Origin of the sequence: uncultured Oribacterium sp. (genome assembly GCF_902481605.1) — a bacterium.
Classification (GTDB): Bacteria; Bacillota; Clostridia; order Lachnospirales; family Lachnospiraceae; genus Oribacterium; species Oribacterium sinus.
In genome coordinates this window covers 1-22,628 of the sequence record NZ_CABSXI010000030.1, presented here as the reverse complement: position 1 = coordinate 22,628, position 22,628 = coordinate 1, and the positions used below count along the sequence as shown (strand labels likewise).

Genomic DNA, 22,628 nt, shown 5'->3' with positions numbered 1-22,628 from the left:
TATGGAATTTTTTATTGCGGAAGAGGGAGTTCCTATAAATCTGGGCCCTGACGGTGGAGAATTGCAGTGGAAAGACATATAAAAGCAATTTCCTTATATTGATTCTGATTTACTTAGCTCGCCTTTTTGCCTATAATTCACAGGTTGGCTTTCCACATTATAAATTTATTTATGATAATTTTGTTTATACTATTCAATTGCAAAACAGAAAGTCATTGTTCTTTAATATAGTGACCATTTGGTTTGTGGTAGGAAAAATCGGGATAAAGCTTAAGTTATATTTTGGCTTGTTCATTCATTTTTATTTGAACTTAGTAGCAAGTTGCCTTAGTTGATCTCTGCGATTATATAGAATGTTTAAAATGTGGACTTGTTTATCTTTTTGATTAATTAGATAGTAGATATAGAAATTTTTTGCCATTATTTTTCGTATACCGATAGATCTCCAAGGTTCGATATCCACGGGTTTTACTCGATCCGGCATTTGCGATAAGGTATTGATTTTCTTACGAATGGATTCAATATAAAACAGGGCAGTGTCCGGAGCGAGTAAATTATCCGAAATATAATCTTTAAGTTCTAAAAGATCTTTAGTAGCATCGGGAGTCATGATAATTTCGAAGGAGTCCATTTATTTTAGATTGTGCTTGTTTGTTCAGCAAGCGTAATACTGCAAGCATGAGCCGCTATGCAAAAACAAGGGTTCAAGTCTTACATATTGCAAAGATGAAAACACCAACAAAGTATTGTAAATAAAGGCTTTATAAGAATTTTACTCTCATACTGTGCAAAGCAAGATTGAACAAACGAGATACAGTCCATTCTCTCTCATATTGGGTGGTGTTTTGAGGATAAAGGAACGAACATTATACTATACCATTACTATTTATTTATGGGTTATCATCAGAGGACACTAGATGGTCCAGAATGAATTTTAGGAATAAGGATATATAAATTATAGGTTAATCCAAAGAAATCAATCTGGGGTCAATCTGGTTAATCTGAGGATTATATATAAATATGACCACAGAAAAAAGATTGAAAAATAGGGAAAAAAGTTTCAAAAACCTATGTACAATTTTCTGGACCTGTGGTATAATATTTAAAGGTCAATAAAGACCAGCCAAATTAAATATTAAGTGCTTTAGAGAAGCGAGAGTAATCTCAGTTGGGGTTTATTCGGCTTCTCTTTTTTGTTGCCTAAAAATGAATGAAAGGAAAGAATCATTATGAAAGACACGAAGGAATTTACCTATGATGTTGTTGAGCATTTAGGCAACTTTGGAAAGCACGACAACTACTCAAAAGAAATTAACAAGGTTGCATGGAACGGTCGTCCACCTATTTACGATATAAGAGGTTGGCACATTGGCAAGGACGGAATCAAGCACCCTCTTAAAGGTATCAGCATGAGTAAGGAAGATTTGATTGCTCTAAGGAATCTGTTGCAATCCATTGATATAGAAAGTATGGAGGTGTAACGGATGAACGAGCGTAAAGTAAGACTTGATGAAAGAAATTATTATGCTGAGAATTACCTCACTTTAATTAAAGCAATTATAAAGGAAACCACCTCAATAATCAGCGAAATAAAGAAATCAATGAGTGAGGTGTAACAATGAAAGAACGAAAAATAAGATTAAACAAAAGCCAAGCGAAACAAGGCTTAGATACTTGCGAATTTGAGATGGCACTCACAGGTAGAAATATGAAAGACTTGCAAGAAATGCCCATTATCAATGCACAAGGCAGACAATATGGGAGTATTGAAGCAAGCAAAGGTAAGGCTACCATAAAGTTAAACTTACCAAAATTCGTTCGTGATAACAACATACACCCCTATTCTCTTGCCGAGAGTATTTGTATTGAAATTATCAGAAACGATTGTGAAACACAGTTAAAGCAGATTTTCGGTAATAATATGAATACCCAAGTGACGAAGATTGAAGTCAATATAACCCAACCTGTTAGCGGTAATACAACACAAGCCGATGTGTTGAATTTATTAAGCCATGCAACATTGTCCTATGCAAGTAAAGATAATGTTAAGTATGTGGGACCAAGTAAAAAATGCTATTTGAAAGAAGAAAACCATACCGTTAATGTGTCAAGACGACATTACTACTATTTCAAGTTTTATGACAAATCACAGGAAATTATTGATAAGCGAAGAAAGTTCAATCTTCCTATTGATGATGTTTCTCGTGATTTGCTACGAATGGAAATCGTGTTTGTGGAAAGAACACTGGATAAGTTATTTAAGTCCAAGCAGACACTTTCAGATGTTCTCACACAAAAGAACTTGATAGAAATAATCCGAGAATATAAGCGTGTTTTTTGTGATGAACTTGTGGACGGTATGATTAAACCATATTTGGATGCTTGTGTTCTCAAATTGGTTGAATCTTTAACTGATACCGAAAATCCAATCAAAACGATAGCCAAAGAAAGAGAACTGATTCCCGATTGTGTTGTATTACAAAGAGCATTAAAACGATACATGAAAATCAGAGGTAAAACAAACAACGCAGCCAGAGATACTAAAAGATATGCTGAACAATATGATTTACCTGTTGACTGTATAATGACGATTCACGACTTTAAACTTGCTTGTGGTTAAATATAGTGGCTCAAAATATTCACTCTATGAATAAAAATGGATAGAATGTTGCCACCTTGCAAAGGTCAAAAAATCATCATATTTATATGGTTTTGGTGGTGTATAAGGTGCTACACAAGACATATAAGCAAAACAGGTCTTTACATTTCTGTACCATAATGAGGACAAAGATACAAACAGATAACAGTACATTTACAATAAGGGGGTGTTCACTAATGCAGATAGAACGCATATCAGCAGATATTACATTAAAGCATAAACCCAGAACGGGAACACAGGCTTACAATATGCTGATCGAATCTCTCAACGCAGGGATACAGGAGAAACAAGAGATTTTATCTCATCTCACACAGGACAAAGTAAAACAGAAATTCATAGAGAACTGGAATCCTACAACAAGGAGTGTGAACATCTATGATATGTAGGAAGGAGTGATTTTTCTATGCCTTATGCTAAAGGACAAAGCGGTAATCCAAAGGGCAGACCGAAGCAAACCGCAGAACAGAAATCACAAAAGGAGCAATTTCAGAGGTTGCTTAAATCTTCTACCGTTGAAGCTCTGCAAAGCATAATTCAGATTGCCAGTGATAGATACAACAAGGACCGATTCAATGCTTGTAAGTACATCATTGACAAAGCTTATGGTGCAAATACTGCTTTTCTTTTAGACGGTACAGAAGATACTGCTCCTACTGTGATTAGGATTGTTCCATACGGTAAAGAAAACGAGGACGATGAAGATTGGGAGCAAGAATGGAACAATGCTCCAGATGATGGTTTAGAGGAGGATTAAGACAATGGCTAAAATCAATACAGTTGCCAACAATGGGCTAACTATCGTTGAGAACTACAACAAACTGTTTGAGCAGATCGCAAAGGCAAAGACTGTTGATGATGTTCGTTCTCTGGTTGAAAGTGTCAAGGATTTTATTTCTGTGTATAAGCGTGTTGATAAGAACATGGTTAATGAAGTCTATGGCAAGCTCCAGAGCAAACTGCAAGATATGGTTGCCGAAAATGCTTTTGTGTATGAGCGTATGAACAGCAAGGTTGAAGAAATCCGCAATCGTGGATATGACTATGTAAACGAAAAGGACGATACACAAGCTGTGCAGAACAAAGCGCTTCAGCTTATGTCTCAGATGCCTAAGGTAATGAACAGCAATCATGCAAACCGTATCACTAAGGTTTTGACAGATTCTATCAATTCTGGTGTTATCGGCAGCAAGGCTGTTCTGGAACTGCTTAAATATCCTGCTTATGCTGATATGGTATCTGCAAAGATTAGGGAGCGTGCTTTTGAGGGTAGTAAATCTTCTGCTGAACAGGCTTTTGACAGATTGAAAGAATCTGAACTGAAAGAAGCTGAACAGGGACTTGCTTCTGTGTATATGCAGGGATTCCACCTTAGAAACATTGAGAAACAGGTCAATGTGTTTAAGAAGCCTTCCGCATGGAATCCAGACGAACAGACAGCATAAACGATAATCCCAGAATAGCACAGGATAATCCAGATTGAATCAGAAGTCATTAGGTAATGTATTCCTATGGAATAGGATAAAAGTCCACCAGAAGTCAACAGAGAACCTCTGGGGATAAACATAAATTGAGAATAAAATAAAACGGTTACTAAAGATTAGCCCAGTTGTCCAAGACGGAGCAAACAATAAAAATGGACAACAATACAATAGTTCAGATGAATTTGTATTCGTGTCCCCTAATCGAAAAGGGATAATACAAAAATGGCAAAGAAGAATAATGCAAATAATACGAACACTTTACCAGAGCAGGAGTTTAACTTTATTGTATCAGACGTACGCATTCCTCGTATGGTGCCTTTACAGACTCTTGCAGATGAATCTGGTATTTCATATAAAGCACTTTGGCAGATGTGCAAACAGAACAAAATTGTGCATATTAAGTCCGGTAATAAGTTTCTTGTGAATGTGGATAAATTCATTGAGTTTCTCAATGCCGGCGAAACGGAGGTTGAGAGCAATGACAGAGAGAGAAACACAGCATAAAAGCAATTTCCCTATTGAATGGGAACAGGCTGAGGGATTTTCAAGGTATCTTATTTCTACTGATGGGAAAATTTACAGTTTAAAAAGTGACAGGCTTTTACCGCAAGGTATTACAGAACGAGGATATAAACAAGTTGATGTATATAACGATATGGGAGTTAAAAAGCACATGAAAGTACACAGGCTTGTTTATATGGCTCATGTTGGTGTTATTCCAAATGGTATGCAAGTTAATCATAAAGACGAGGATAAAACAAATAATTGCATTGACAATCTTGAGCTTATGACAAACAAGGAAAATTGTAGCTATGGCACTCGTAACACTCGAATCAGCAAAGCCATGAAAAGATACAGAGCAAAACAGCGAGCAATGGATACTTGTTGATGTGGTATCAGAATTTATAAAATTTGGTACTACTTAAAATGGCTTAAAAATAAGGCTCAAAAAGTATGCTCTGATACTATTGAATATTCTCATAAATTGGAGTGTATTTTTTGATACCTGCCTGATACAATCAAATCAGAAACAGAACATTAGTTCTTAAAGAAATGAGGTGTTCAGATGAACGATAAGTTTAAGGCAAGAAGCCCTTTGAAAGCACAATTCCCTAACAGATATAAAATAATCTGTAAAGATTGCATTCACAGAGACAAGACAACAGTCGAGATTGACGGAAAAGAAATTCCTGTTGGTGTAACAAAAGCATTCTGTGACAAGTACAGAAAACCCCCTCAAAGCAACGGGAAACCACATGATGTTCTATTCAATGAAGCTATATGTGAGTATTACGAGGAGGAAAAGCTATGAAGTATGTTGCATATCACAGAACAAGTACAAAAGAACAGCATTTAGACCGAGGCATTACAGAAATCAAGAAATACTGTGATGAAAATGGAATCTCTTTATATAAGGATAAAATCTACACAGACCAGCAAACAGGAAAGAACTTCAACAGACCACGATACATTATGCTGAAAGATGAGATTCTTGAAAACGGGGATGTTCTGATTGTTACTGAACTTGACCGTTTAGGAAGAAACAAAGAAGCTACACTAAAAGAGTTGCAATTCTTCAAGGATAATGGTATTCGCGTTATGGTGTTAGAATTACCCACAACATTGATTGACCTGTCAGCTATGGAAAACTCAATGGCTCGTATGATGTTAGAGACTATCAATAATATGATGATTGAGTTGTATGCAAGCATGGCACAGGCCGAGATTGAGAAAAAAGAGAAAAGACAGCGAGAAGGCATTGAACAGAAAAAAGCTCGTGGAGAATGGGACGATTATGGCAGACCAAGAGTTATGGACCTTGAAGAATTTGCTACCCACTATCGCTTAGTACAGCAAGGGGAAAAGAAACCATTTGAGCTGATGAAAGAATTAGGCATGACGAAGCCTACCTTCTATCGTTACAAAAATCAAATTGAGAAAGGGTGTTAAGAATGGCATCTGTTAAAAGAGTTGAGTACAAAAGCGGTAGAGTTGTTTATCGCATAGTTATCTGTCAAGGATACGATAAAAAGGGAAACAAACTGGTTAAGAATCTTACATATTCAGTCAATCAGTCAGCAACACCCAAACAACAAGAACGAGAAGCGAAGAAGTATGCCATGGATATGGAAGATAAACTGAAATATGGCTACGACTATAACGCAGAAAAAATGTCATTTGAAGATTTTGCATACAAATGGCTTGAGAGTGTTAAGGATAACATTGCTTATGGTACCTATGCAGGATATAAACAAGTGTTGAAAAGCAGAATCATTCCCTACTTTAAGGGAGACAAAATTGCTCTTATCAAAACACCACACATTGAAGCCTTTTATAGAACTCTGGTTGATGAGTATTCCGCAGGTACAATAAAGAGGTTTGCCAATGTGATGAATTTGATTTTTAAGACAGCCAAGCGTTATTGCATGATTGAGAACAATCCTTGCCAAGACGCACAAAAGCCAAAGAGAAAAGACGAGGGCGAGGGATTGAAGTTCTTTACTCCAAAGCAAGCATTGGTGTTTATGAAATCTCTGAATATGTCTTATGAGGTAACCTATAAAGGACACCAACGCATTGACGATACAGGCAAACCCTACTATGTCAATGACTATAAGGAATCCTACACCGTACCAACGCAATACAAGGTGTTCTTTACCCTCTCACTATTTTGTGGTTTTAGAAAAGGCGAAACGCATGCTTTGCATTGGAATGATATTGACTTTAAGAACAAGAAAATCTCAATATCAAAGGCGGTAGGTTTGACAGAAAACGGGTTTGACTATAAAGAGACAAAGACAAAGAAATCTGTCAGAAAGGTATCTATTCCCGATGATGTGCTTCCTCTTTTAAGGCAATATCACTTTGAGTATGCACAAACAAGGTTTAGTCATGGAACGGCATGGCAAGGAGATGTGAGCAATGGCGGCAACCTATTCATTCAGTCAGACGGAAAACTGATGGGGCATGCAACACCGTATCAGTATTTCATCAAGCACTTAAACCGCTATAATGAGTGGGTGCAAAACAATCCAGACAAAGCAAAAGCCGAGGGTTTAGAGGAATTGCCGATTATACCGCTTCATGGTTTAAGACATTCATGTGCTACCCTGCTTAATTATCTGGAAGTCAACATCATTGAAATATCAAAGACATTAGGCCACTCGACCTGCTCCACCACGATGAACATTTATGCTCATAGCTTCGAGGAACAGCAAGAGGAAGTTGCAACAAAGGTAAATGAATTCTTACGAATGAACGTATAAAAAGAAATGAGAGCCTTTGGATTCTGTCCTCTGGCTCTCACTCTTCGTCTTTCAATTCCATGTGGTCAAGTGCATATCTTAAAGCCATGCTAATCAACTCATTTCGGGAACGGTTAGTTCTGGCCGACAGTTCGTTATATTCTTCCTGCAACGCTCTATCTATGCGAATTGTCATGGTGACAGTCTTATCTTCTTTGGGTGTGACTACAAATTTGCTATCCATAATGTCTCAAAACACCTCCATGCTTTTTGAGTACATTATAGTGTGAAGTGCCAATCCAAAACTATAACACAAAATGAGTTGAAAAATCAATGTACAATCGTGTTGCTATCTGCTATACTAAGCATAACGACAAATTATGGAGGAATGTGCGTTATGCAGACAGAAAAGAAGAAGTTTTACCAAGCAAAGTGGTTTTTATGGCTGTGGCTAATATTATTCCCACCAGTAGGAATTATTCTGCTTTGGGTTTGCCATAAGGAAATGAAGCAAGTCAGCAGAGTTATTTTATCGGTGGTATTTGTAATATGGTTCATCATTCTCATGGCTGCTACACAAGGCTACTCGAAAGATACATCGATAACAGAGCCTACACCATCCAATACATCAACGGTTGAGGAAAGTAGCACACCGCAAGGAAGCAATGAATCAGAACAGGCACCAAAAGAAATAAGTGTGCAAGATGCCAAGGATGCTTGCAATAGCTTCTTTACCGAGATTGTAATGAAATCCTATGGTGAAATCCCTAGGGGTGAGGGCACAGAAAATGGAACCATTATTGAACCAGACTATAATGTGGAATCCCAAAGCGGAAGTGTTATGATTACATATACACTTATGGACGAACCGAATGCAGGAACACCCATCGTTATCACTTTTGCCTTAGAGGGCGAAAGAGTTTCGGTATCTGAAATCTTAGTTGATGGTATCAAAGAGAAAATTCCAGACGAAGCAAAAGAAAGTGTCTTGATTTGGTTGCTCCTTGATGCTAATTACAAAGGATAGCATATCATATTTGAGAATATAGCAAAAGCCTTGGCCTACAAATGGTCAGGGCTTTTATACTATCTTAATACTAAACTTAGTTCGAAGTATGCTGAGACAGTCCGAGATAGGGAAAGTAGAAAGTCCACAAAGGTAACAACAGAAACATTTATGGAGAACTACGGAGAGATAGGGAAAACGTTAGACAATCTATTTTAAACTCCCTTCTACTTCATCAAAAACCTCATTAAACGGACGCCCCTCCTTACGAAGTGATTGATTATAGCTGTGGGAGAGCTTTGCATTTAAATCAGCTTCAGACAGTTGATCAAGAGTTTTCGGTTCCTTGGGAATCGTAAGGGAGAAGGGGATGCCCTGCTTGTAAATAATCTGTCGATAAAGGGAATTGATCACAACGGATACAGGAACACCCAGTTTTTGCAAAATATCTTCTGCTTCATTTTTAACATTACATTCTACACGAGCACTTACTGTTGCATCTTTCATCATATCACCACCTTTCTACCTAATTGTAATGCAATGTATTGTGAATTGCAATACATATTACTTCCTGCTTCTTTAGGATAGATATAGTATAATTACTATCGCTTAAAGAAATGCGGAAGTATTTTTGCGTTGAATATTTAGGATAAAATCGAATATTCATGATAAAGAAAGTAGGAGAAGAAATGGATCTTATTCAGAAGATAAAGCGGATAGAGCAGTACGTAGTAGAAAATTTTGAGGAACTGGACATGGATGATCCGGTAGAAGAGGGATATTGGGAGGAGTATCAAGAGATTCCCGGGGCTTCGCAGAAAGAGATAGAAGCTTTTGAGAAGAAGTTTTCCATCAAGTTACCAAAAGACTTTAAGGAGCTTTACAGCTATAAAAACGGAAGTAAATATTTCAGCATTTTACCTTCTGTAATCCATGGTGTGGAAATGTCATTTTCCCTGATGAGTTTAGAGCAGATTGTGAAGACAAAACAATATTTTCAAAATAGAGATGCTCTTCTGACAGAGTTTCCGGACTTTTTCACTGAAGAAGACATAGAGAAAATGCGGGATAGCAGGATTAAGCCCTATCTTTTTCATAAGCAATGGATTCCTTTTGCGGAGTATTGTGACAGTTGCTTTTTAATGCTGGATTTTGACCCGGATAAGGAAGGAAGAGAGGGGCAGATTCTTTGCTATATCCATGATCCGGATGAGGTGATTTATGCAGCAGCAGGGCTGTCAGAGTTTGTGGATGATATTTTACTGACCATAGACTGAGGGGGAATACGGATTTTGATATTACAGGGAAGCAGTAATGATAACGGGAATATTGTCCGAGAAAGGGATGATTATGGAAGCAATAAAACTACCGAAGAAGTACCGAGACATTTGTGAGGAAATCAAAAATGGCTCTTATGAAAGTTTGTCGAAGCTGGAAGCTTTTGAAAAGAAGTTTCCCCATCAAAATCTTGCGGTAAAGGCAGGGGTGGAGTTTTTTGACCGAAAGTATGAAGAAGCGGTAAGCCATACTCTCCTTTTAATGCCTTTTTGGGATGAGTGGTATTATTCCAATGTAGCCAACGAATATATGATGGCCATGTGCTTTGCGGCAAAGAAAATCGGACGGGAAGCAGAAGTAAGTAACGCTCTTCAGGAAGAACAAAGTCGCTTAATGGAAGCGGAGGAAGAGAAATGCCTTAAGGGCTCTTGCCAACGATACAATTATTGCAAGATTCTCCTGGACTATATGCAGCAGGATATTTTACCGGAATCAAGGAGCAAGGATTATCAGCCGCCAAAAGCACCGAAAACAGCTTCGGAATTGATAGCAGAGGGCAAGCTGAATCCGGAAAAAGACTTTGATCGGAAGAAGCTTTTGAATTTACTTTTTATGAAGGGCAGTCCGGAGGATACAGTGGACTATTATGAAAGAATCAAGGACTTAAATCTTGGGGAATTGTATTACGAGCAAGCTTGTATTTGCTATGGGTATCTCGGGCAAAAAGACAAGGTATTGGAAGTGATAGAGCGCTGGGCAAAAAGTAAGCTTTGGGATGTAGCCAGCCCTACGCAGGTTCGCCCCATGAGCTTCTTTATGCATCCCTTTATGCATGAATATTTGGAAAAGGAAGAGAGTTTAAAACGAATTAGGGAAGCTACTTTCGGATAATGTTTGAATAAAGATTAGGGAGGAAAAGGATGAAGGAAAACACCGTTAGAGTAATCAAAATCGGTAAGGAAGCCCTGTATGAATTTCTCTATGAAAATATCATCTCGCAGGAAGAAAGTCTCTTGCAAGTGTCCGCTACAGAAGTGATGAATAGCTTTGCCATAGACTGGGAAAAGGGAGGGTTTATTTTTATGGCACATCAGGCGGAAGATGCGGATGGAGAATTGATTCCTTTGCCAAAAGAAATTCAGCCTGAAACATTGTTGAAAGCCCTGCCGGTAACGACTGAATCTCTACTGAAACGAGGAAAGGTCTATCGGGACTATAGCTTTGGGGAATTAAAAGAGCTTTGTGGAGAGAACGAAGATCACGACGGAAAGTGAGTGTTTTATGAAATATAGGGATTGGAATGAAATGCAACGGAAGCTTGAAGCGTTATATGTTTTGGATAATGCTTTGACAGATCCTTCTGAAGAGTATCTTCGTTTAATTCGAAGGACAGAAGACGGGGAAAAGCTTCATTATCATGTGGATAACGGAGCCGGTGATTCCTTATCTGTGATTTTTACGGAAAAGCTGGTATTGGTGAAAGGATTCGCGCATGAAAGTGCATTGAATCTGTTTGCGAAAGAACAAGAGGAGCGAAGCTTAGTTGAGCGGATCTATGCAGGACTTCCGGAGAAATATCAGAATCTCTTTTCACCAAAGGAAAAAAGAGAAACGACTTTTTTCCTTTGGTATGATGGAGAACTACATCAAAATTCCTTCGCGGAAAATGATGGTGGGCAGTGGTTGTTAGCGTATGCCTTTGAAAGTTTCGAGAAATTTCGGGACTTTGCCAAAGACTATTATGAACAAGACTTTTCGGAGAGCTTACTTCGAAAGTTATATGAAGAGGGAGGGCTTTCGGATAAAGAGTTAGAGGAACTGATTTATGGTGCCTCATCCCCTTCCTCCCAGAACAACTCATCCAATGTTTTCCCTAGTACATGACAAATGGCTAGGCAGAGACGGATGGTAGGGTTGTAGTCCCCTTTTTCTATGGCATTGATGGTTTGCCTGCTGACACCTATCAGATCTGCCAGTTCCTGCTGGGACAGGTCTTTACCCGCCCGAGCGGATTTTAAACGGAGATTCTTCATTTTTCACCTCGCTCTTCGTCATGCTTCATTCGATTCTTCAGTACCATGAGAATCAGGGCAATAGCTAAAAAGATACTGAGAAGGAGAGGAACCATAAAGCGGCTGCTGAGCCTTCCGGCAATCCATATTTTATTAGGAGAGCTATTATCAACGAGAAGCATGACGTTCAGGACACTGTACAGAGCCCATACAGTAACAACCATTCTTTTATTTTTCTTACTGCTAAGCCCCCAGAAGGCATCATGGAAAAGGCAGTATCCCATGCTGATCAGTATCGAGAAAAGAAGAATGGCAAGGGGAATAATCCCGGCTTCCAAATATTTCTCAATCGGTTCGGCAAAAACAGTGTACAGTATGAGGAGTCCCATGGTGATGGAAAAAGCGTATTGATAGCTCTTCCCGCGGACGATTACCTGCCTTTCATCATAGCAATCCTGTTTATCCTTACTCAATCTGTTTCGAAAGAGAACTAAGAGGGAAGCGACAAAAACACCTACAGCGATTCCTAAGTTGAAATAATTCATCAAAAACTCCTTTCATTTTCTTGCCTTCTAACTCTTTAGCGAAAGCAGAATGTATTACAAAATGTCGTAAATACTTTACATAAATAATATAAGACTTAGTTTTTTGCATGTCAAGTATATTTTACAAAAAGACATCTAAAGAATCCGCTGGTAGAAATTCAAGAATCCAATAGAATACGGTCTGTCCCCTCAGCCATTTTTTTGATAAAATCTATCCGAAGTGATTTTCCCTGTTGTAAATGCTGTATGGAGGAAAAGAAATGGACTATAGAACAGAACACGATTCCATGGGGGAAGTGCAGGTTCCGGTGGAGAAATACTGGGGGGCACAAACCCAGAGAAGCTTTGAGAATTTTAAAATAGGAACGGAGAAGATGCCTACAGAGATTATTCGTGCCTTTGCCATTTTAAAAAAGGCGGCAGCAATCGCCAATAACCGGCTTGGTAAACTGGATGAAAGACGAAAAACTTTGATTTCCGATGTATGTGATGAGATTTGGGAGGGGAAACTCAACGAGCATTTTCCGCTTGTGGTATGGCAGACCGGAAGCGGAACCCAGTCCAACATGAATGTGAACGAAGTCATTGCCAATCGGGGAAATGAAGTGGCGGGAGAAAAGCTACTTCATCCAAACGACCATGCCAATATGTCCCAAAGCTCCAACGATACCTTCCCAACAGCCATGCATATCGCAGCAGCCTTGGAAATCGAGGAGAGACTTTTTCCCAGTCTTGACACCCTTATTAAATCTTTTGATAGACTTATGCAGGAAAATGAAGGCATTGTAAAAACCGGTCGGACTCACTTACAGGATGCCACCCCGATTAGCTTTTCTCAGGAAATCAGCGGTTGGAAAGCTATGCTGGAAAAATCGATGGAGATGCTTAAATTAAGCCTTCCCGGACTTCGGGAGCTGGCTCTTGGGGGAACTGCAGTGGGAACGGGACTGAATGCCCCGAAGGGATTTGATGTGGAAGTGGCTAAAGCAGTTTCGGAACTGACACATAAGGATTTTAAAACGGCGGACAACAAATTCCATTCCCTTAGCAGCAAGGATGAACTGGTTTTCGCCCACGGTGCTTTGAAAGCCTTGGCAGCGAATTTAATGAAAATAGCCAATGACATCCGCTGGCTTGGTAGCGGCCCAAGATGCGGTCTTGGAGAAATTTTCCTTCCGGAAAATGAGCCGGGAAGCTCCATTATGCCGGGAAAGGTCAATCCCACCCAGTGTGAGGCGCTTACCATGGTGTCCGTTCAGGTTATGGCCAATGATGTAGCAGTGGGCATGGCGGCTTCTCAGGGAAATTTTGAGCTAAATGTATATATGCCGGTGTGTATCTACAATTTTTTACAGTCTGTACGCCTGCTTTCCGATGCCATGTTATCCTTTAATCAGAACTGTGTTGTTGGCATCAAGGCGAACAAGGAGAAAATGCTGGAAAACCTACATCGCTCTTTGATGCTGGTAACCTGCTTAAATCCCTATATCGGCTATGAAAATGCGGCGAAGACAGCGAAGAAGGCCTTTCAGGAAAATATCTCTTTAAAAGAGGCCTGCCTGCAGCTTGGTTTCTTGACGGAAGAGAAGTTTGATGAAGTGTTTAAACCGGAAGAAATGATATAAAGTATGGAGGAAGAAAAATGGACTATGCGAAGGAATCATTGAAACTGCATTATGAATTAAAGGGAAAGCTGGAAATTACACCGAGAGCCAAGGTGGATAGCAAAGAAGCACTAAGTCTTGCTTATACCCCGGGAGTTGCGGAACCCTGCCTAGTGATACAGAAGGATGTGGAGAAAAGCTATGAGCTGACCAGACGCTGGAATACGGTGGCGGTGGTAACGGACGGAACTGCGGTGTTAGGCTTGGGAGACATAGGACCGGAGGCGGGCATGCCGGTTATGGAAGGAAAATGTGTGCTGTTTAAGGCCTTTGGAGATGTGGATGCCATTCCACTCTGCGTAAGAACGAAGGATGTGGAGGAAATCGTGAAGACGGTGAGTCTCCTGGCAGGAAGCTTTGGGGGAGTGAATCTGGAAGACATTTCCGCACCACGATGTTTTGAAATTGAAAAGAGACTCAAGGAAATTTGTGATATTCCCATTTTCCATGATGACCAGCATGGCACTGCGGTGGTCACTTTGGCAGGCCTGATCAATGCCTTAAAGCTTACCGGGAAAAAAATCGAAGAAGTGAAGATTGTGACCTCCGGAGCTGGGGCAGCAGGCATTGCCATTATCAAACTGCTCTTAAGCATGGGAGCAAAAAATGTGATTATGACGGATAGAGAGGGCGCTATTTATAAGGGGAGAGAGAACTTAAATCCCATTAAGATGGAAATGGCAGAGATTACCAATCTTTCCATGGAAAAGGGAAGTCTTTCTGATGTTATCAAAAATGCGGATGTCTTTATCGGTGTTTCCGCACCGGGAACCCTGAATAAGGATATGGTGAAGAGCATGGCGGAGAAGCCCATTATCTTTGCCTGTGCCAATCCTATTCCGGAAATATTCCCGGAGGATGCGAAGGAGGCAGGGGCTGCGGTAGTATCTACAGGGCGGTCGGATTTTCCGAACCAGATTAATAATGTACTATGCTTTCCTGGCATCTTTAGAGGCGCTCTGGATGTGCGGGCAAAGGACATCAATGATGAAATGAAGGTTGCCGCAGCCTATGCCATAGCGGAACTGGTGAGCGATCAGGAACTTAATGCCGAGTATATTCTGCCGGCGGCCTTTGATGAAAGAGTCAAGGACGCAGTAGCTAAAGCCGTAGCGGAAGCCGCAAAGAAAAGTGGCGTTGCCAGAGTGTAAAACAAAACGGTAATGCCTAACTGTAAAATCAAACGGTAAGAGCAGTCTTGTAAATTAAGCTGTAATTTTGGAATGCTATAGGGCCGAATAGAAGAATGAATTTTATAGTGCAGAAGGGGCTGAAAAAAATAATATAGTTATATTTTGTATATAATTAAGTTATTCTTTACAGCCCCTTTCTCCTATGAGCGGAAATATATTTTATAAACTAAGCTAAAAATTCTTTTCCATTTCTCATAAAGTCAATAAGGTTAATATGCTCAATACCGTTTCGCTGTTGAAGAATAGAGTCTGCAGTAACAACATATTTAGGATAATTGTCCTTAATGGCTTCGAGTGGTTGGTACTCACGGTCTTCGGTATCCTTTGATAATGCAATGGTATAAGCAACTTGAATGTAGGAATAACGCATCTCGTTATTTCTTAAGATGAAATCACATTCCAGCTTCCCTATTCTCCCGACAGCTACAGAATAGTCGTGAGATTTTGCATATATATAGGTGATATTTTCAAGAACAGGACCAAAGTTAATTCTGTTGTCCGTGTTCTGAGCAAAATAAAAAGCGGTGTCAGCTAAATAGTATTTCTTTTCTCCACTTAAGGATTTTTTGGACTTCATATCAAACCTGGGGCATTCGCAAAGAATTTTCGCATCCAACAAGGCTTTAACATATCTTGCAATCGTGGCTTCGCTTATAGCTGTTCCATTTTGTTCAATGGCTTTTTTTAAGCTTTTTAGACTGGTTGTTGCAGCAAAGTTGTTGATGATGTATTTTTGGACTGTTTCAAATGTATTTTTATTACGGATTTTTAGCCTTCTTCTAATGTCTTTTTCAAAAATTTCCTCGATAACACTTTGAACATATCTACGCTTTGCGGCCATATTTTCCAGTTGTATTGTTCTGGGAAAACCGCCTTCAAGAATATAGTTTTGTAATTCTTCTTGTCGGTCGGAAGCAATTTTTTTTCCATAGAATTTTTTAATGCCTTCGTATTCCTCAAACGAAAGTGGGAACATCTCAAATTCAATATATCTTCCGGTTAGTTTTGTCATCAATTCTCCGCTTAGGAGATATGAATTTGAACCGGTAATAAAAATTGACCATTCATTAGACCTACGAAAGCTGTTAAGAATTAGTTCAAAGTCCTTTACATTTTGAATCTCATCAATAAAAAGATATTTTGTTCCACGCACTTTCGGAACTGATTCCAATAGCTGTTCCAATTGTTCCGGATTTGTAATTTTATGATAGTCCTTACTGTCCAAGTCGAAGAAATAAATATGATTACTAGGAATTCCAGACGATTTTAATTCGTTGGCAATTGTTTCCATAAGACAGGATTTACCACATCTTCGCACACCGGTGATTACTTTAATAATATCGGTTTCGTGATAAAAGTCACGAATCTTCTTAAGGTAGTTTTCACGAGGATACCAAGTCATATTATTCTTCCTTTCTAACTTATTAGTTCATAGTATATAATAGCAAATACAGTACGAAATATTAAAATTAACGTTGGCAGTTTTGTGAAAATGAAAAAAACGCTAACGTTAAATCCATAAAATCATTATATCAGAATATTCCCGTACCGGCATGTATTATAGTAAAACAATTGTAAGAAAGGAAAAATATGACTACGGAAGAAAAATTAAAGAAGTATCAGGACTGGCTGTTTAAATGTTCTGCCTACCATATGGCTCTAAATATCATTGATATTGATAAGCAGACTGTAGCGCCTACAGCCGGAGCAGGCTATAGAGATGAGCGTTCCGCCTTTTTGGCAGGGGAGCTTTTCAGTTTGGAGACAGATCCGGAAATTGTAGAATTACTCAAGGATTTAAAGGATGATCCCAAGGTGGATACGGAAAATAAGCGGGCCATTCAGCTTTATTACAAGCAGGCCTTGGATACCCTTTGCATTCCCAAGGAGGAGTTTGTAGCCTTTGAAAAGCTTTGTAGTGAATCCTTTGATGCCTGGCTTTTGGCAAAATCCAAGGCGGACTATTCTCTTTTTGCTCCCTATTTAGAGAAGGTGATTGAAGAAAAGAAGAAGCTTTATGGCTATCGGAACAGCAACCTGTCCATTTACAATCAGATGTTGGATGATTTTGAACCGGGGATGGACGAGGAAAAGTATGATGCCTTTTTTGCGGCTTTAAAGGAAAGATTGGTGCCTCTTATTCAGAAGGTGACCAAGGCAAAGCAGCTTCGAGAGGATTTCTTGGCCCAAAGCTTACCGGTGGAAGAGCAGAAGAAGTTTATGGAAGGGCTTTTAGAGTACTTGCATTTTGACTCCTCCTGGGGCTATCAAAATGAGTCCGAGCATCCCTTTACTTCTTGGACCTGTGAAAATGACTGCCGTACCACTACGAAATATCTCGAGAACAATGTGATTTCTGCTATTTTGTCCACGGTACATGAGGTAGGGCATGCCTATTATGAGCATAATATCAATCCAAAGTATGACGGCATGATTTTATCCGAGGGAGTATCTTCCGGAATGCATGAGTCCCAGTCCAGACTTTGCGAAAACTATCTGGGGAGAACTTTGGCATTTTGGAAATATCATTATCCTAAGTTGCAAAAGCATTTTCCAAAGCAACTGGGAGAGGTTTCCTTAGAGGAATTTTATCAGGCCATCAATGTGTCTAAACCTTCCTTTATTCGTACGGAAGCGGATGAATTGACCTATCCATTGCATGTCCTGATTCGTTATGAAATTGAAAAGGGCTTATTTAACGGAAGCATTTCTACAGAGGGACTGGATAAGACCTGGAATGCAAAGTACAAGGAGTATTTGGGCGTGGATGTGCCAAATGATAAGCTGGGCATCTTACAGGATGTGCACTGGTCCGACGGAAGCTTCGGCTACTTCCCTACCTATGCTTTAGGAACAGCCTTTGCGGCGCAATTCATGCAGATAATGCGGAAGGAACTGGATGTAGAGAGGCTTTTGGAAGAAAACCATTTTGATGAAATCATGAACTGGCTAAAGGAGCATATCCATACCTACGGTTTCCGCTATGAGGCACCGGAGCTTATGAAAATGGTGACCGGAGAAGAGTTTAATGTGAACTATTTCTTGGATTACATTGAGGAGAAATATACGAAACTGTATAAACTGTAAATCAGAAATAAAAAACAGAAAAGCAGCTTTTGACAGAAACTCTGCTTTTCTGTTTTTTTATTCTGCTACCTTTCATTACAGACTATGAATAGCCGGTTGTAGATTTGGGTTTGTGCCATTCCTCTTATTTTATTCCGGAGAATGTTCAAAAAAATATGCAATATCTATATTGTTAAATTATTGACATTCTATGAAATGGGGTGTAGCATGTGGGGTATGTAAAAGTTGACAGCTCTAAAAGGAGGCAGGAGATGAGATTTACATTACCAAGAGACATTTATCACGGAGAAAATGCATTGGAGGCACTGAAGACCTTCGAGGGAAAGAAGGCTTTTGTCTGCGTGGGTGGCGGATCTATGAAGCGTTTCGGTTTTTTGGATAGGGTAGTACAGTACTTACAGGAAACGGGAATGGAAGTAAAGCTGTTTGAAGGGATTGAGTCCGATCCTTCCGTAGATACCGTAATGAAAGGTGCGAAAGAGATGCTGGACTTCGGACCGGATTGGATTGTGGCAATCGGCGGAGGATCTCCCATTGATGCGGCGAAGGCGATGTGGATTAAGTACGAGTATCCGGAGTGCAGCTTTGAAGATATGTGTAAGGTCTTTGGTATTCCAACGCTGAGAAAGAAGGCAAAGTTCTGTGCGATTTCTTCCACTTCCGGAACCGCTACCGAGGTAACCGCATTTTCCATTATCACAGATTATGAAAAGGGAATCAAATATCCCATTGCGGATTTTGAAATCACTCCCGATGTGGCTATCGTAGATCCTGCTCTGGCACAGACCATGCCGAAAAAGCTGGTGGCGCATACCGGAATGGACGCTTTAACCCATGCTATTGAGGCTTATGTTTCCACTGCAAATTGCGATTATACGGATCCTTTGGCTTTGCATGCCATTGAAATGATTCGGGACGACCTGGTGGATTCTTACAATGAAGACAAAGAGGCTAGAAATGCTATGCATAATGCCCAGTGCCTTGCAGGAATGGCATTTTCAAACGCACTTCTTGGAATTGTCCACTCCATGGCTCATAAGACCGGTGCGGTATTCGGAGACTTAGGGGCACACATCATTCACGGTGCGGCAAATGCCATGTACCTTCCAAAGGTTATTGCCTTCAATGCGAAGGACGAAACCGCAAAGAAGCGCTATGTAAAGATTGCGGACGTTATCGGTCTTTCCGGAAATAACGACGATGATAAGGTAAAGGCTTTAATTGCTTATTTAAGAGGGCTGAACGAGAAGTTAAACATTCCTCTTTGTATCAAGAATTACGGTGCTGATTCCTATCCTACCGAGCAGGGCTTTGTTCCGGAAAATGTCTTCTTAGAGAGACTGCATGACATTGCCGTAAATGCTGTAGGAGACGCTTGTACCGGTTCCAATCCTCGTCAACCCAGCGTAGAGGAAATGGAGAAGCTCTTAAAGTGTTGCTACTATGATACAGAGGTGGATTTTTAAGGGAAAAATATTTAAGAAGAAAATATTTAAGAAGAAAATATTTAAGAAGAAAATATTTAAGAAGAATATTCTATAATCTTCTTCCCTAAAAATACAGTTGAAGGCTTTCAAAGATAAGCGACCTTCAAAATATCGAAAAGAAAAAAGCATTTGCGAAAACCGTTGTTTCTCAAGTAAAATTGGGATACAACGGTTTTTTAGTATCAAAAATCGTAGCATTGTTTCGAATAGGCTAGGAGGATATTGTGGCACGCTTTATTGTTTTTGATGTGGAGACACCGAATCGGAAGAACAACCGTATAAGTGCCATTGGCATTACCGTGGTGGAAGAGGGAAAAATCAGCAAGGAATTTTATTCCCTTGTGAATCCGGAAACCAACTTTGACTATTTCAATGTAAAGCTTACCGGAATCAGTAAGGCCAGTGTCAAAGATGCCCCTACCTTTCCGGAATTATGGCAGCAGATTGAACCGCTTTTTTCCGACGGAATGCTGGTAGCCCACAATGCCTCTTTTGATATGAATGTGCTAAAAAACTGTCTTTTGGACTATGAGATTGATTGGAAGCCCTATGCCCGCTACCTTTGCACGGTGAAAATGGGCAGAAGCCTCTTTCCCGACAGGAGCCACAAGTTAAATATGGTCTGCGAGGATTTTGGGATTTCCCTTCAACACCACCGGGCGGACAGCGACAGTCATGCCTGTGCGGAGATTTTACTTCGCTATCTGGAAGCCGGGGCAGAGGTGAAGGACTTTATACGGACTTGCTCCTTTAAGAAATAAAGAATGGAGTATTGCGTAAGTGTGGCGCAAAGTGTTGAACAAAGAAATGCGTAAGTGCTGAGCAAAGTATTGGGTAAAGTATTGGGTAAAGTATTAAATAAAGCATCATAGTGATTTTGCAGGGAAGATATTATGAAGAACATTATCAAAGACGTTACTAAAGACGTAATCAAAGGCGTTATCATTAAAGAAGCTCTACCTGAGGATGCGGAAGCAAGGATAGCTTATGCAAGACAGGTGGGTTCGGAAACAGACAATTTATCCTTTGGAAAGGAAGGATTTCCAATTTCCGTAGAGGATGAGCAGGAGGCAATTCGAAACTTTTCCAAGGATTCAAAATCGGTATGTTATTTCGCTTGGAAGAACGGAAGGCTTGTAGGAAGCGGAGAATTAAGGGCTTTAAGAAAGTGGGAACTTTACCGGCGTATTTTAAGATTGGGGAAGAGTATATCGACTTTGACAGTATGGTGTTGGATCTAAGATAGGGTATACGGAGAAAAACCGGGAGAGGTAGCTTATGCATAGAGAAGATTTTACCTTGTGTAATCATAAACTAAGCTTATTTCAGGCGGAGAAAGCGGACTGTCCGCTATTTTACCTTGGGCTACGGAAAGAAATCACGGAAAGGCGAGTTTTATAGGCATAGCCGGCTATTCTTTAGCCGGCTTATTTGCATTGTATGCCATGTATAAGACGGATGTTTTTTCCCGTGTAGCCGGTATGTCGGGCTCTTTTTGGTTTCCGGGATTCAAGGAATTTTGCAAAGAAAATACGATGAAAATCCTGCCGGAAAAGCTGTATTTATCCGTTGGAGATCAAGAGTCTAAAACAAGACATCCTATTTTAAGAACCATGCAGGAAAACACGGAAGAACTGCTTGGTTATTTTAGGAGCTTGGGGATTCCCTGCAAATATGAGTTGAACCCGGGAAATCATTTTCAAGACGTGAATCTCCGCTGTGCAAAGGGAATTTTGGAGCTTTTGAAATAAAAATGGATGCAAGGAATTATGGGGATTCCGGCTGTTTTATCGCTCGAAATGTACTGAGAACTTTGAGCGAGAGATGCATCTTGCCTGCCAGGGCAAAGGCGGGAAAAGCAGGGGCATACGATAGAAAAGCAGGAGTAGAGGAGGGAAAATGTTAAATAGTAAAGGTTTTGATTTATGGGCGGATGATTATGACAAATCAGTCGGGCTCTCGGAAGAAGAGAATCGTTATCCCTTTGCCGGGTACAAAAAGATTCTGGGGGATATTTACAAAATCATAATGGAAAAGCCGGATGCAGTAGTTTTGGACCTTGGATTCGGAACAGGCACATTAACCACAAAGCTATATAAAAACGGATGCACTATTTACGGACAGGATTTTTCCTCAAGAATGATAGAGCTCGCGTATGAAAAGATGCCGGGTGCACATCTCTATCAGGGAGATTTTTCAAAGGGTTTAGCGGATGAACTGAAGCAAGAGTCCTTTGATTTTATTATTGCAACGTATTCTATTCATCACTTAGCGGATGCACAAAAGGTTGTTTTGCTAAAAGATTTGCTAGCACGTCTCAAAGATGACGGAAAGATTCTCATAGGAGATGTCGCTTTTTCAAATCGCAAGGAAATGGATCAATGTAAAAAAGAATATGCGGATGAATGGGATAATGATGAAATCTATTGCGTTGCGGATGAACTAAGAACAGAATTTCCGAATCTGATTTTTGAGAAGAGGACATTCTGCTCCGGCATACTGATATTAGCAGGATAAAATTTTGTCTTATACGAAACCACTGGCCTTGAGGGAAAGTAGAGATGTCTGTAACAAGTTTTATTCATGTAAATAAAGCGGAAAATCATGATTTTGATTTAGAAAAATTTAGTAGGGAAATAGAAAAGAAGTATCTGGGGACAGGAATAGAGCAGAGTAAGACTGCGTCATTTTCCTATGATATTTGTTGGGAAAATTACTCGGAGTCCTATCAGTTTACCTTACGAATGGATAGAAAAAGATCCACCTTTGCCATAGAGTATTTTAATTCCGAAAATAGAATGAGGGATTATGCAAGCTTTATTGTATGGCTAAGCCTGTTTTTTGATCAAGAACAGGAATTGATCTTATGTGATGAAAATAATGAGGACACACTGATGCTTTTCCCGAATACTTCTGTAGAAGATATTGAGGAGTGGTTAGGAAAATTAGGGCTATAAGTATGGGGGACAGA

The 22,628-nt window shown here is 39.8% G+C and carries 31 protein-coding genes; 25 read left to right on the top strand and 6 right to left on the bottom strand.

The window, feature by feature from the left end; all coding sequences use genetic code 11:
* Positions 1-301 precede the first annotated feature (301 nt).
* Positions 302-610 (bottom strand): type II toxin-antitoxin system RelE/ParE family toxin, encoded by a 309-nt coding sequence (locus RDQ32_RS06745; RefSeq protein ID WP_308579619.1) that lies wholly within the window; start codon positions 608-610, stop codon positions 302-304.
* 619 nt (positions 611-1,229) lie between these two features.
* On the opposite strand from RDQ32_RS06745, the gene RDQ32_RS06740 reads away from it, so the two are divergent.
* The 11 genes from RDQ32_RS06740 to RDQ32_RS06690 all read left to right on the top strand — a co-directional run bounded on the left by RDQ32_RS06740 (position 1,230) and on the right by RDQ32_RS06690 (position 7,406).
* Positions 1,230-1,481: a PC4/YdbC family ssDNA-binding protein gene (locus tag RDQ32_RS06740; protein WP_308579618.1), complete on the top strand. Its 252-nt coding sequence runs from the start codon at positions 1,230-1,232 to the stop codon at positions 1,479-1,481.
* Between the two features lie 3 nt (positions 1,482-1,484).
* The gene (locus tag RDQ32_RS06735) at positions 1,485-1,616 is read left to right on the top strand and encodes a hypothetical protein (RefSeq protein WP_308579617.1); all 132 of its coding nucleotides are present in this window, start codon (positions 1,485-1,487) and stop codon (positions 1,614-1,616) included.
* Between the two features lie 2 nt (positions 1,617-1,618).
* Positions 1,619-2,620, top strand: coding sequence for a hypothetical protein (locus RDQ32_RS06730; RefSeq protein WP_308579616.1), 1,002 nt, complete (start codon positions 1,619-1,621; stop codon positions 2,618-2,620).
* A 215-nt stretch (positions 2,621-2,835) separates the two neighbouring features.
* Positions 2,836-3,045 (top strand): hypothetical protein, encoded by a 210-nt coding sequence (locus RDQ32_RS06725; RefSeq protein ID WP_308579615.1) that lies wholly within the window; start codon positions 2,836-2,838, stop codon positions 3,043-3,045.
* Positions 3,046-3,062: 17 nt separating this feature from the next.
* On the top strand, positions 3,063-3,413 hold the full coding sequence (locus RDQ32_RS06720; RefSeq protein ID WP_308579614.1) for a DUF5681 domain-containing protein: 351 nt from the start codon (positions 3,063-3,065) through the stop codon (positions 3,411-3,413).
* Between the two features lie 4 nt (positions 3,414-3,417).
* The gene (locus tag RDQ32_RS06715; RefSeq protein WP_308579613.1) at positions 3,418-4,101 is read left to right on the top strand and encodes a hypothetical protein; all 684 of its coding nucleotides are present in this window, start codon (positions 3,418-3,420) and stop codon (positions 4,099-4,101) included.
* Between the two features lie 261 nt (positions 4,102-4,362).
* Positions 4,363-4,644 (top strand): hypothetical protein, encoded by a 282-nt coding sequence (locus RDQ32_RS06710; RefSeq protein ID WP_308579612.1) that lies wholly within the window; start codon positions 4,363-4,365, stop codon positions 4,642-4,644.
* Positions 4,619-5,029 carry an HNH endonuclease signature motif containing protein gene (locus tag RDQ32_RS06705; RefSeq protein ID WP_308579610.1) on the top strand — a complete coding sequence of 137 codons (411 nt, stop codon included), beginning with the start codon at positions 4,619-4,621 and terminating at the stop codon, positions 5,027-5,029. The genes RDQ32_RS06710 and RDQ32_RS06705 overlap by 26 nt, the downstream gene beginning before the upstream one ends.
* 177 nt (positions 5,030-5,206) lie before the next feature.
* The gene (locus RDQ32_RS06700; protein ID WP_308579609.1) at positions 5,207-5,452 is read left to right on the top strand and encodes a hypothetical protein; all 246 of its coding nucleotides are present in this window, start codon (positions 5,207-5,209) and stop codon (positions 5,450-5,452) included.
* Positions 5,449-6,090, top strand: coding sequence for a recombinase family protein (locus RDQ32_RS06695; protein WP_308579608.1), 642 nt, complete (start codon positions 5,449-5,451; stop codon positions 6,088-6,090). Before RDQ32_RS06700 ends, RDQ32_RS06695 begins: the two co-directional genes overlap by 4 nt.
* A gap of 2 nt (positions 6,091-6,092) precedes the next feature.
* Positions 6,093-7,406, top strand: coding sequence for a site-specific integrase (locus RDQ32_RS06690; protein WP_308579607.1), 1,314 nt, complete (start codon positions 6,093-6,095; stop codon positions 7,404-7,406).
* A 37-nt stretch (positions 7,407-7,443) separates the two neighbouring features.
* On the opposite strand, the gene RDQ32_RS06685 is transcribed toward RDQ32_RS06690, so the two are convergent.
* Complete coding sequence (locus RDQ32_RS06685) at positions 7,444-7,581, bottom strand: ribbon-helix-helix protein, CopG family (RefSeq protein ID WP_308579606.1); 138 nt, start codon at positions 7,579-7,581, stop codon at positions 7,444-7,446.
* A 201-nt stretch (positions 7,582-7,782) separates the two neighbouring features.
* Here RDQ32_RS06685 and RDQ32_RS06680 point away from each other — a divergent pair, with 201 nt between their 5' ends.
* Positions 7,783-8,412: a hypothetical protein gene (locus tag RDQ32_RS06680; protein ID WP_308579605.1), complete on the top strand. Its 630-nt coding sequence runs from the start codon at positions 7,783-7,785 to the stop codon at positions 8,410-8,412.
* A gap of 189 nt (positions 8,413-8,601) precedes the next feature.
* On the opposite strand, the gene RDQ32_RS06675 is transcribed toward RDQ32_RS06680, so the two are convergent.
* A complete protein-coding gene (locus RDQ32_RS06675; protein ID WP_308579604.1) occupies positions 8,602-8,901 on the bottom strand; it encodes a type II toxin-antitoxin system RelB/DinJ family antitoxin in 300 nt (99 codons plus the stop codon).
* Positions 8,902-9,080: 179 nt separating this feature from the next.
* Here RDQ32_RS06675 and RDQ32_RS06670 point away from each other — a divergent pair, with 179 nt between their 5' ends.
* From RDQ32_RS06670 to RDQ32_RS06655, 4 genes are read left to right on the top strand one after another with little or no spacing between them, the layout of a single operon-like run.
* Positions 9,081-9,668: an SMI1/KNR4 family protein gene (locus RDQ32_RS06670; protein WP_308579602.1), complete on the top strand. Its 588-nt coding sequence runs from the start codon at positions 9,081-9,083 to the stop codon at positions 9,666-9,668.
* Positions 9,669-9,705: 37 nt separating this feature from the next.
* The gene (locus tag RDQ32_RS06665; RefSeq protein ID WP_308579601.1) at positions 9,706-10,560 is read left to right on the top strand and encodes a hypothetical protein; all 855 of its coding nucleotides are present in this window, start codon (positions 9,706-9,708) and stop codon (positions 10,558-10,560) included.
* A 29-nt stretch (positions 10,561-10,589) separates the two neighbouring features.
* Positions 10,590-10,943, top strand: coding sequence for a hypothetical protein (locus RDQ32_RS06660; protein WP_308579599.1), 354 nt, complete (start codon positions 10,590-10,592; stop codon positions 10,941-10,943).
* A 7-nt stretch (positions 10,944-10,950) separates the two neighbouring features.
* Positions 10,951-11,553, top strand: a complete 603-nt coding sequence (locus RDQ32_RS06655; RefSeq protein WP_308579598.1) for a hypothetical protein — start codon at positions 10,951-10,953, stop codon at positions 11,551-11,553.
* Here RDQ32_RS06655 and RDQ32_RS06650 read toward each other — a convergent pair.
* Complete coding sequence (locus RDQ32_RS06650) at positions 11,493-11,702, bottom strand: helix-turn-helix transcriptional regulator (RefSeq protein ID WP_308579596.1); 210 nt, start codon at positions 11,700-11,702, stop codon at positions 11,493-11,495. The two genes, RDQ32_RS06655 and RDQ32_RS06650, sit on opposite strands and share 61 nt — an antisense overlap.
* On the bottom strand, positions 11,699-12,226 hold the full coding sequence (locus RDQ32_RS06645; RefSeq protein WP_308579595.1) for a hypothetical protein: 528 nt from the start codon (positions 12,224-12,226) through the stop codon (positions 11,699-11,701). Before RDQ32_RS06645 ends, RDQ32_RS06650 begins: the two co-directional genes overlap by 4 nt.
* Before the next feature lie 260 nt (positions 12,227-12,486).
* Between RDQ32_RS06645 and fumC the strand changes: the two genes are divergently transcribed.
* Both fumC and RDQ32_RS06635 read left to right on the top strand, forming a co-directional pair.
* Positions 12,487-13,851: a class II fumarate hydratase gene (gene fumC, locus RDQ32_RS06640; RefSeq protein WP_308579593.1), complete on the top strand. Its 1,365-nt coding sequence runs from the start codon at positions 12,487-12,489 to the stop codon at positions 13,849-13,851.
* A 17-nt stretch (positions 13,852-13,868) separates the two neighbouring features.
* Entirely contained in the window at positions 13,869-15,041 is a 1,173-nt protein-coding gene (locus tag RDQ32_RS06635; RefSeq protein ID WP_308579591.1) for a malic enzyme-like NAD(P)-binding protein, read from the top strand.
* 208 nt (positions 15,042-15,249) lie between these two features.
* Here RDQ32_RS06635 and RDQ32_RS06630 read toward each other — a convergent pair whose 3' ends face one another.
* The gene (locus RDQ32_RS06630) at positions 15,250-16,485 is read right to left on the bottom strand and encodes an ATP-binding protein (protein ID WP_308579589.1); all 1,236 of its coding nucleotides are present in this window, start codon (positions 16,483-16,485) and stop codon (positions 15,250-15,252) included.
* Positions 16,486-16,673: 188 nt separating this feature from the next.
* Here RDQ32_RS06630 and RDQ32_RS06625 point away from each other — a divergent pair, with 188 nt between their 5' ends.
* The 7 genes from RDQ32_RS06625 (at position 16,674) to RDQ32_RS06595 (ending at position 22,614) form a co-directional block, all read left to right on the top strand.
* Positions 16,674-18,170, top strand: a complete 1,497-nt coding sequence (locus tag RDQ32_RS06625; RefSeq protein WP_308579588.1) for a carboxypeptidase M32 — start codon at positions 16,674-16,676, stop codon at positions 18,168-18,170.
* A gap of 251 nt (positions 18,171-18,421) precedes the next feature.
* Positions 18,422-19,636, top strand: a complete 1,215-nt coding sequence (locus RDQ32_RS06620; RefSeq protein WP_040648816.1) for an iron-containing alcohol dehydrogenase — start codon at positions 18,422-18,424, stop codon at positions 19,634-19,636.
* A 245-nt stretch (positions 19,637-19,881) separates the two neighbouring features.
* A complete protein-coding gene (locus tag RDQ32_RS06615; protein ID WP_007157264.1) occupies positions 19,882-20,418 on the top strand; it encodes a 3'-5' exonuclease in 537 nt (178 codons plus the stop codon).
* A gap of 132 nt (positions 20,419-20,550) precedes the next feature.
* Positions 20,551-20,898 (top strand): hypothetical protein, encoded by a 348-nt coding sequence (locus RDQ32_RS06610; RefSeq protein ID WP_007157263.1) that lies wholly within the window; start codon positions 20,551-20,553, stop codon positions 20,896-20,898.
* 294 nt (positions 20,899-21,192) lie between these two features.
* A complete protein-coding gene (locus tag RDQ32_RS06605; protein ID WP_308579586.1) occupies positions 21,193-21,408 on the top strand; it encodes a hypothetical protein in 216 nt (71 codons plus the stop codon).
* A 148-nt stretch (positions 21,409-21,556) separates the two neighbouring features.
* On the top strand, positions 21,557-22,174 hold the full coding sequence (locus RDQ32_RS06600) for a methyltransferase domain-containing protein (RefSeq protein ID WP_308579584.1): 618 nt from the start codon (positions 21,557-21,559) through the stop codon (positions 22,172-22,174).
* A 44-nt stretch (positions 22,175-22,218) separates the two neighbouring features.
* Positions 22,219-22,614, top strand: a complete 396-nt coding sequence (locus tag RDQ32_RS06595; RefSeq protein WP_308579582.1) for a hypothetical protein — start codon at positions 22,219-22,221, stop codon at positions 22,612-22,614.
* Positions 22,615-22,628 lie beyond the last annotated feature (14 nt).

What these genes read in the sequence shown, in the direction of transcription:
- RDQ32_RS06660 (WP_308579599.1), top strand. Translation starts at nt 10,590, where the DNA reads ATGAAGGAAAACACCGTTAGAGTAATCAAAATCGGTAAGGAAGCCCTG.
- RDQ32_RS06725 (WP_308579615.1), top strand. Translation starts at nt 2,836, where the DNA reads ATGCAGATAGAACGCATATCAGCAGATATTACATTAAAGCATAAACCC.
- RDQ32_RS06680 (WP_308579605.1), top strand. Translation starts at nt 7,783, where the DNA reads ATGCAGACAGAAAAGAAGAAGTTTTACCAAGCAAAGTGGTTTTTATGG.
- RDQ32_RS06720 (WP_308579614.1), top strand. Translation starts at nt 3,063, where the DNA reads ATGCCTTATGCTAAAGGACAAAGCGGTAATCCAAAGGGCAGACCGAAG.
- RDQ32_RS06645 (WP_308579595.1), bottom strand. Translation starts at nt 12,226, where the DNA reads ATGAATTATTTCAACTTAGGAATCGCTGTAGGTGTTTTTGTCGCTTCC.
- RDQ32_RS06735 (WP_308579617.1), top strand. Translation starts at nt 1,485, where the DNA reads ATGAACGAGCGTAAAGTAAGACTTGATGAAAGAAATTATTATGCTGAG.
- fumC (WP_308579593.1), top strand. Translation starts at nt 12,487, where the DNA reads ATGGACTATAGAACAGAACACGATTCCATGGGGGAAGTGCAGGTTCCG.
- RDQ32_RS06710 (WP_308579612.1), top strand. Translation starts at nt 4,363, where the DNA reads ATGGCAAAGAAGAATAATGCAAATAATACGAACACTTTACCAGAGCAG.
- RDQ32_RS06715 (WP_308579613.1), top strand. Translation starts at nt 3,418, where the DNA reads ATGGCTAAAATCAATACAGTTGCCAACAATGGGCTAACTATCGTTGAG.
- RDQ32_RS06665 (WP_308579601.1), top strand. Translation starts at nt 9,706, where the DNA reads ATGATAACGGGAATATTGTCCGAGAAAGGGATGATTATGGAAGCAATA.
- RDQ32_RS06695 (WP_308579608.1), top strand. Translation starts at nt 5,449, where the DNA reads ATGAAGTATGTTGCATATCACAGAACAAGTACAAAAGAACAGCATTTA.
- RDQ32_RS06650 (WP_308579596.1), bottom strand. Translation starts at nt 11,702, where the DNA reads ATGAAGAATCTCCGTTTAAAATCCGCTCGGGCGGGTAAAGACCTGTCC.
- RDQ32_RS06600 (WP_308579584.1), top strand. Translation starts at nt 21,557, where the DNA reads ATGTTAAATAGTAAAGGTTTTGATTTATGGGCGGATGATTATGACAAA.
- RDQ32_RS06700 (WP_308579609.1), top strand. Translation starts at nt 5,207, where the DNA reads ATGAACGATAAGTTTAAGGCAAGAAGCCCTTTGAAAGCACAATTCCCT.
- RDQ32_RS06740 (WP_308579618.1), top strand. Translation starts at nt 1,230, where the DNA reads ATGAAAGACACGAAGGAATTTACCTATGATGTTGTTGAGCATTTAGGC.
- RDQ32_RS06595 (WP_308579582.1), top strand. Translation starts at nt 22,219, where the DNA reads ATGTCTGTAACAAGTTTTATTCATGTAAATAAAGCGGAAAATCATGAT.
- RDQ32_RS06705 (WP_308579610.1), top strand. Translation starts at nt 4,619, where the DNA reads ATGACAGAGAGAGAAACACAGCATAAAAGCAATTTCCCTATTGAATGG.
- RDQ32_RS06630 (WP_308579589.1), bottom strand. Translation starts at nt 16,485, where the DNA reads ATGACTTGGTATCCTCGTGAAAACTACCTTAAGAAGATTCGTGACTTT.
- RDQ32_RS06670 (WP_308579602.1), top strand. Translation starts at nt 9,081, where the DNA reads ATGGATCTTATTCAGAAGATAAAGCGGATAGAGCAGTACGTAGTAGAA.
- RDQ32_RS06610 (WP_007157263.1), top strand. Translation starts at nt 20,551, where the DNA reads ATGAAGAACATTATCAAAGACGTTACTAAAGACGTAATCAAAGGCGTT.
- RDQ32_RS06685 (WP_308579606.1), bottom strand. Translation starts at nt 7,581, where the DNA reads ATGACAATTCGCATAGATAGAGCGTTGCAGGAAGAATATAACGAACTG.
- RDQ32_RS06745 (WP_308579619.1), bottom strand. Translation starts at nt 610, where the DNA reads ATGACTCCCGATGCTACTAAAGATCTTTTAGAACTTAAAGATTATATT.
- RDQ32_RS06620 (WP_040648816.1), top strand. Translation starts at nt 18,422, where the DNA reads ATGAGATTTACATTACCAAGAGACATTTATCACGGAGAAAATGCATTG.
- RDQ32_RS06605 (WP_308579586.1), top strand. Translation starts at nt 21,193, where the DNA reads ATGAAAATCCTGCCGGAAAAGCTGTATTTATCCGTTGGAGATCAAGAG.
- RDQ32_RS06730 (WP_308579616.1), top strand. Translation starts at nt 1,619, where the DNA reads ATGAAAGAACGAAAAATAAGATTAAACAAAAGCCAAGCGAAACAAGGC.
- RDQ32_RS06635 (WP_308579591.1), top strand. Translation starts at nt 13,869, where the DNA reads ATGGACTATGCGAAGGAATCATTGAAACTGCATTATGAATTAAAGGGA.
- RDQ32_RS06655 (WP_308579598.1), top strand. Translation starts at nt 10,951, where the DNA reads ATGAAATATAGGGATTGGAATGAAATGCAACGGAAGCTTGAAGCGTTA.
- RDQ32_RS06675 (WP_308579604.1), bottom strand. Translation starts at nt 8,901, where the DNA reads ATGATGAAAGATGCAACAGTAAGTGCTCGTGTAGAATGTAATGTTAAA.
- RDQ32_RS06625 (WP_308579588.1), top strand. Translation starts at nt 16,674, where the DNA reads ATGACTACGGAAGAAAAATTAAAGAAGTATCAGGACTGGCTGTTTAAA.
- RDQ32_RS06690 (WP_308579607.1), top strand. Translation starts at nt 6,093, where the DNA reads ATGGCATCTGTTAAAAGAGTTGAGTACAAAAGCGGTAGAGTTGTTTAT.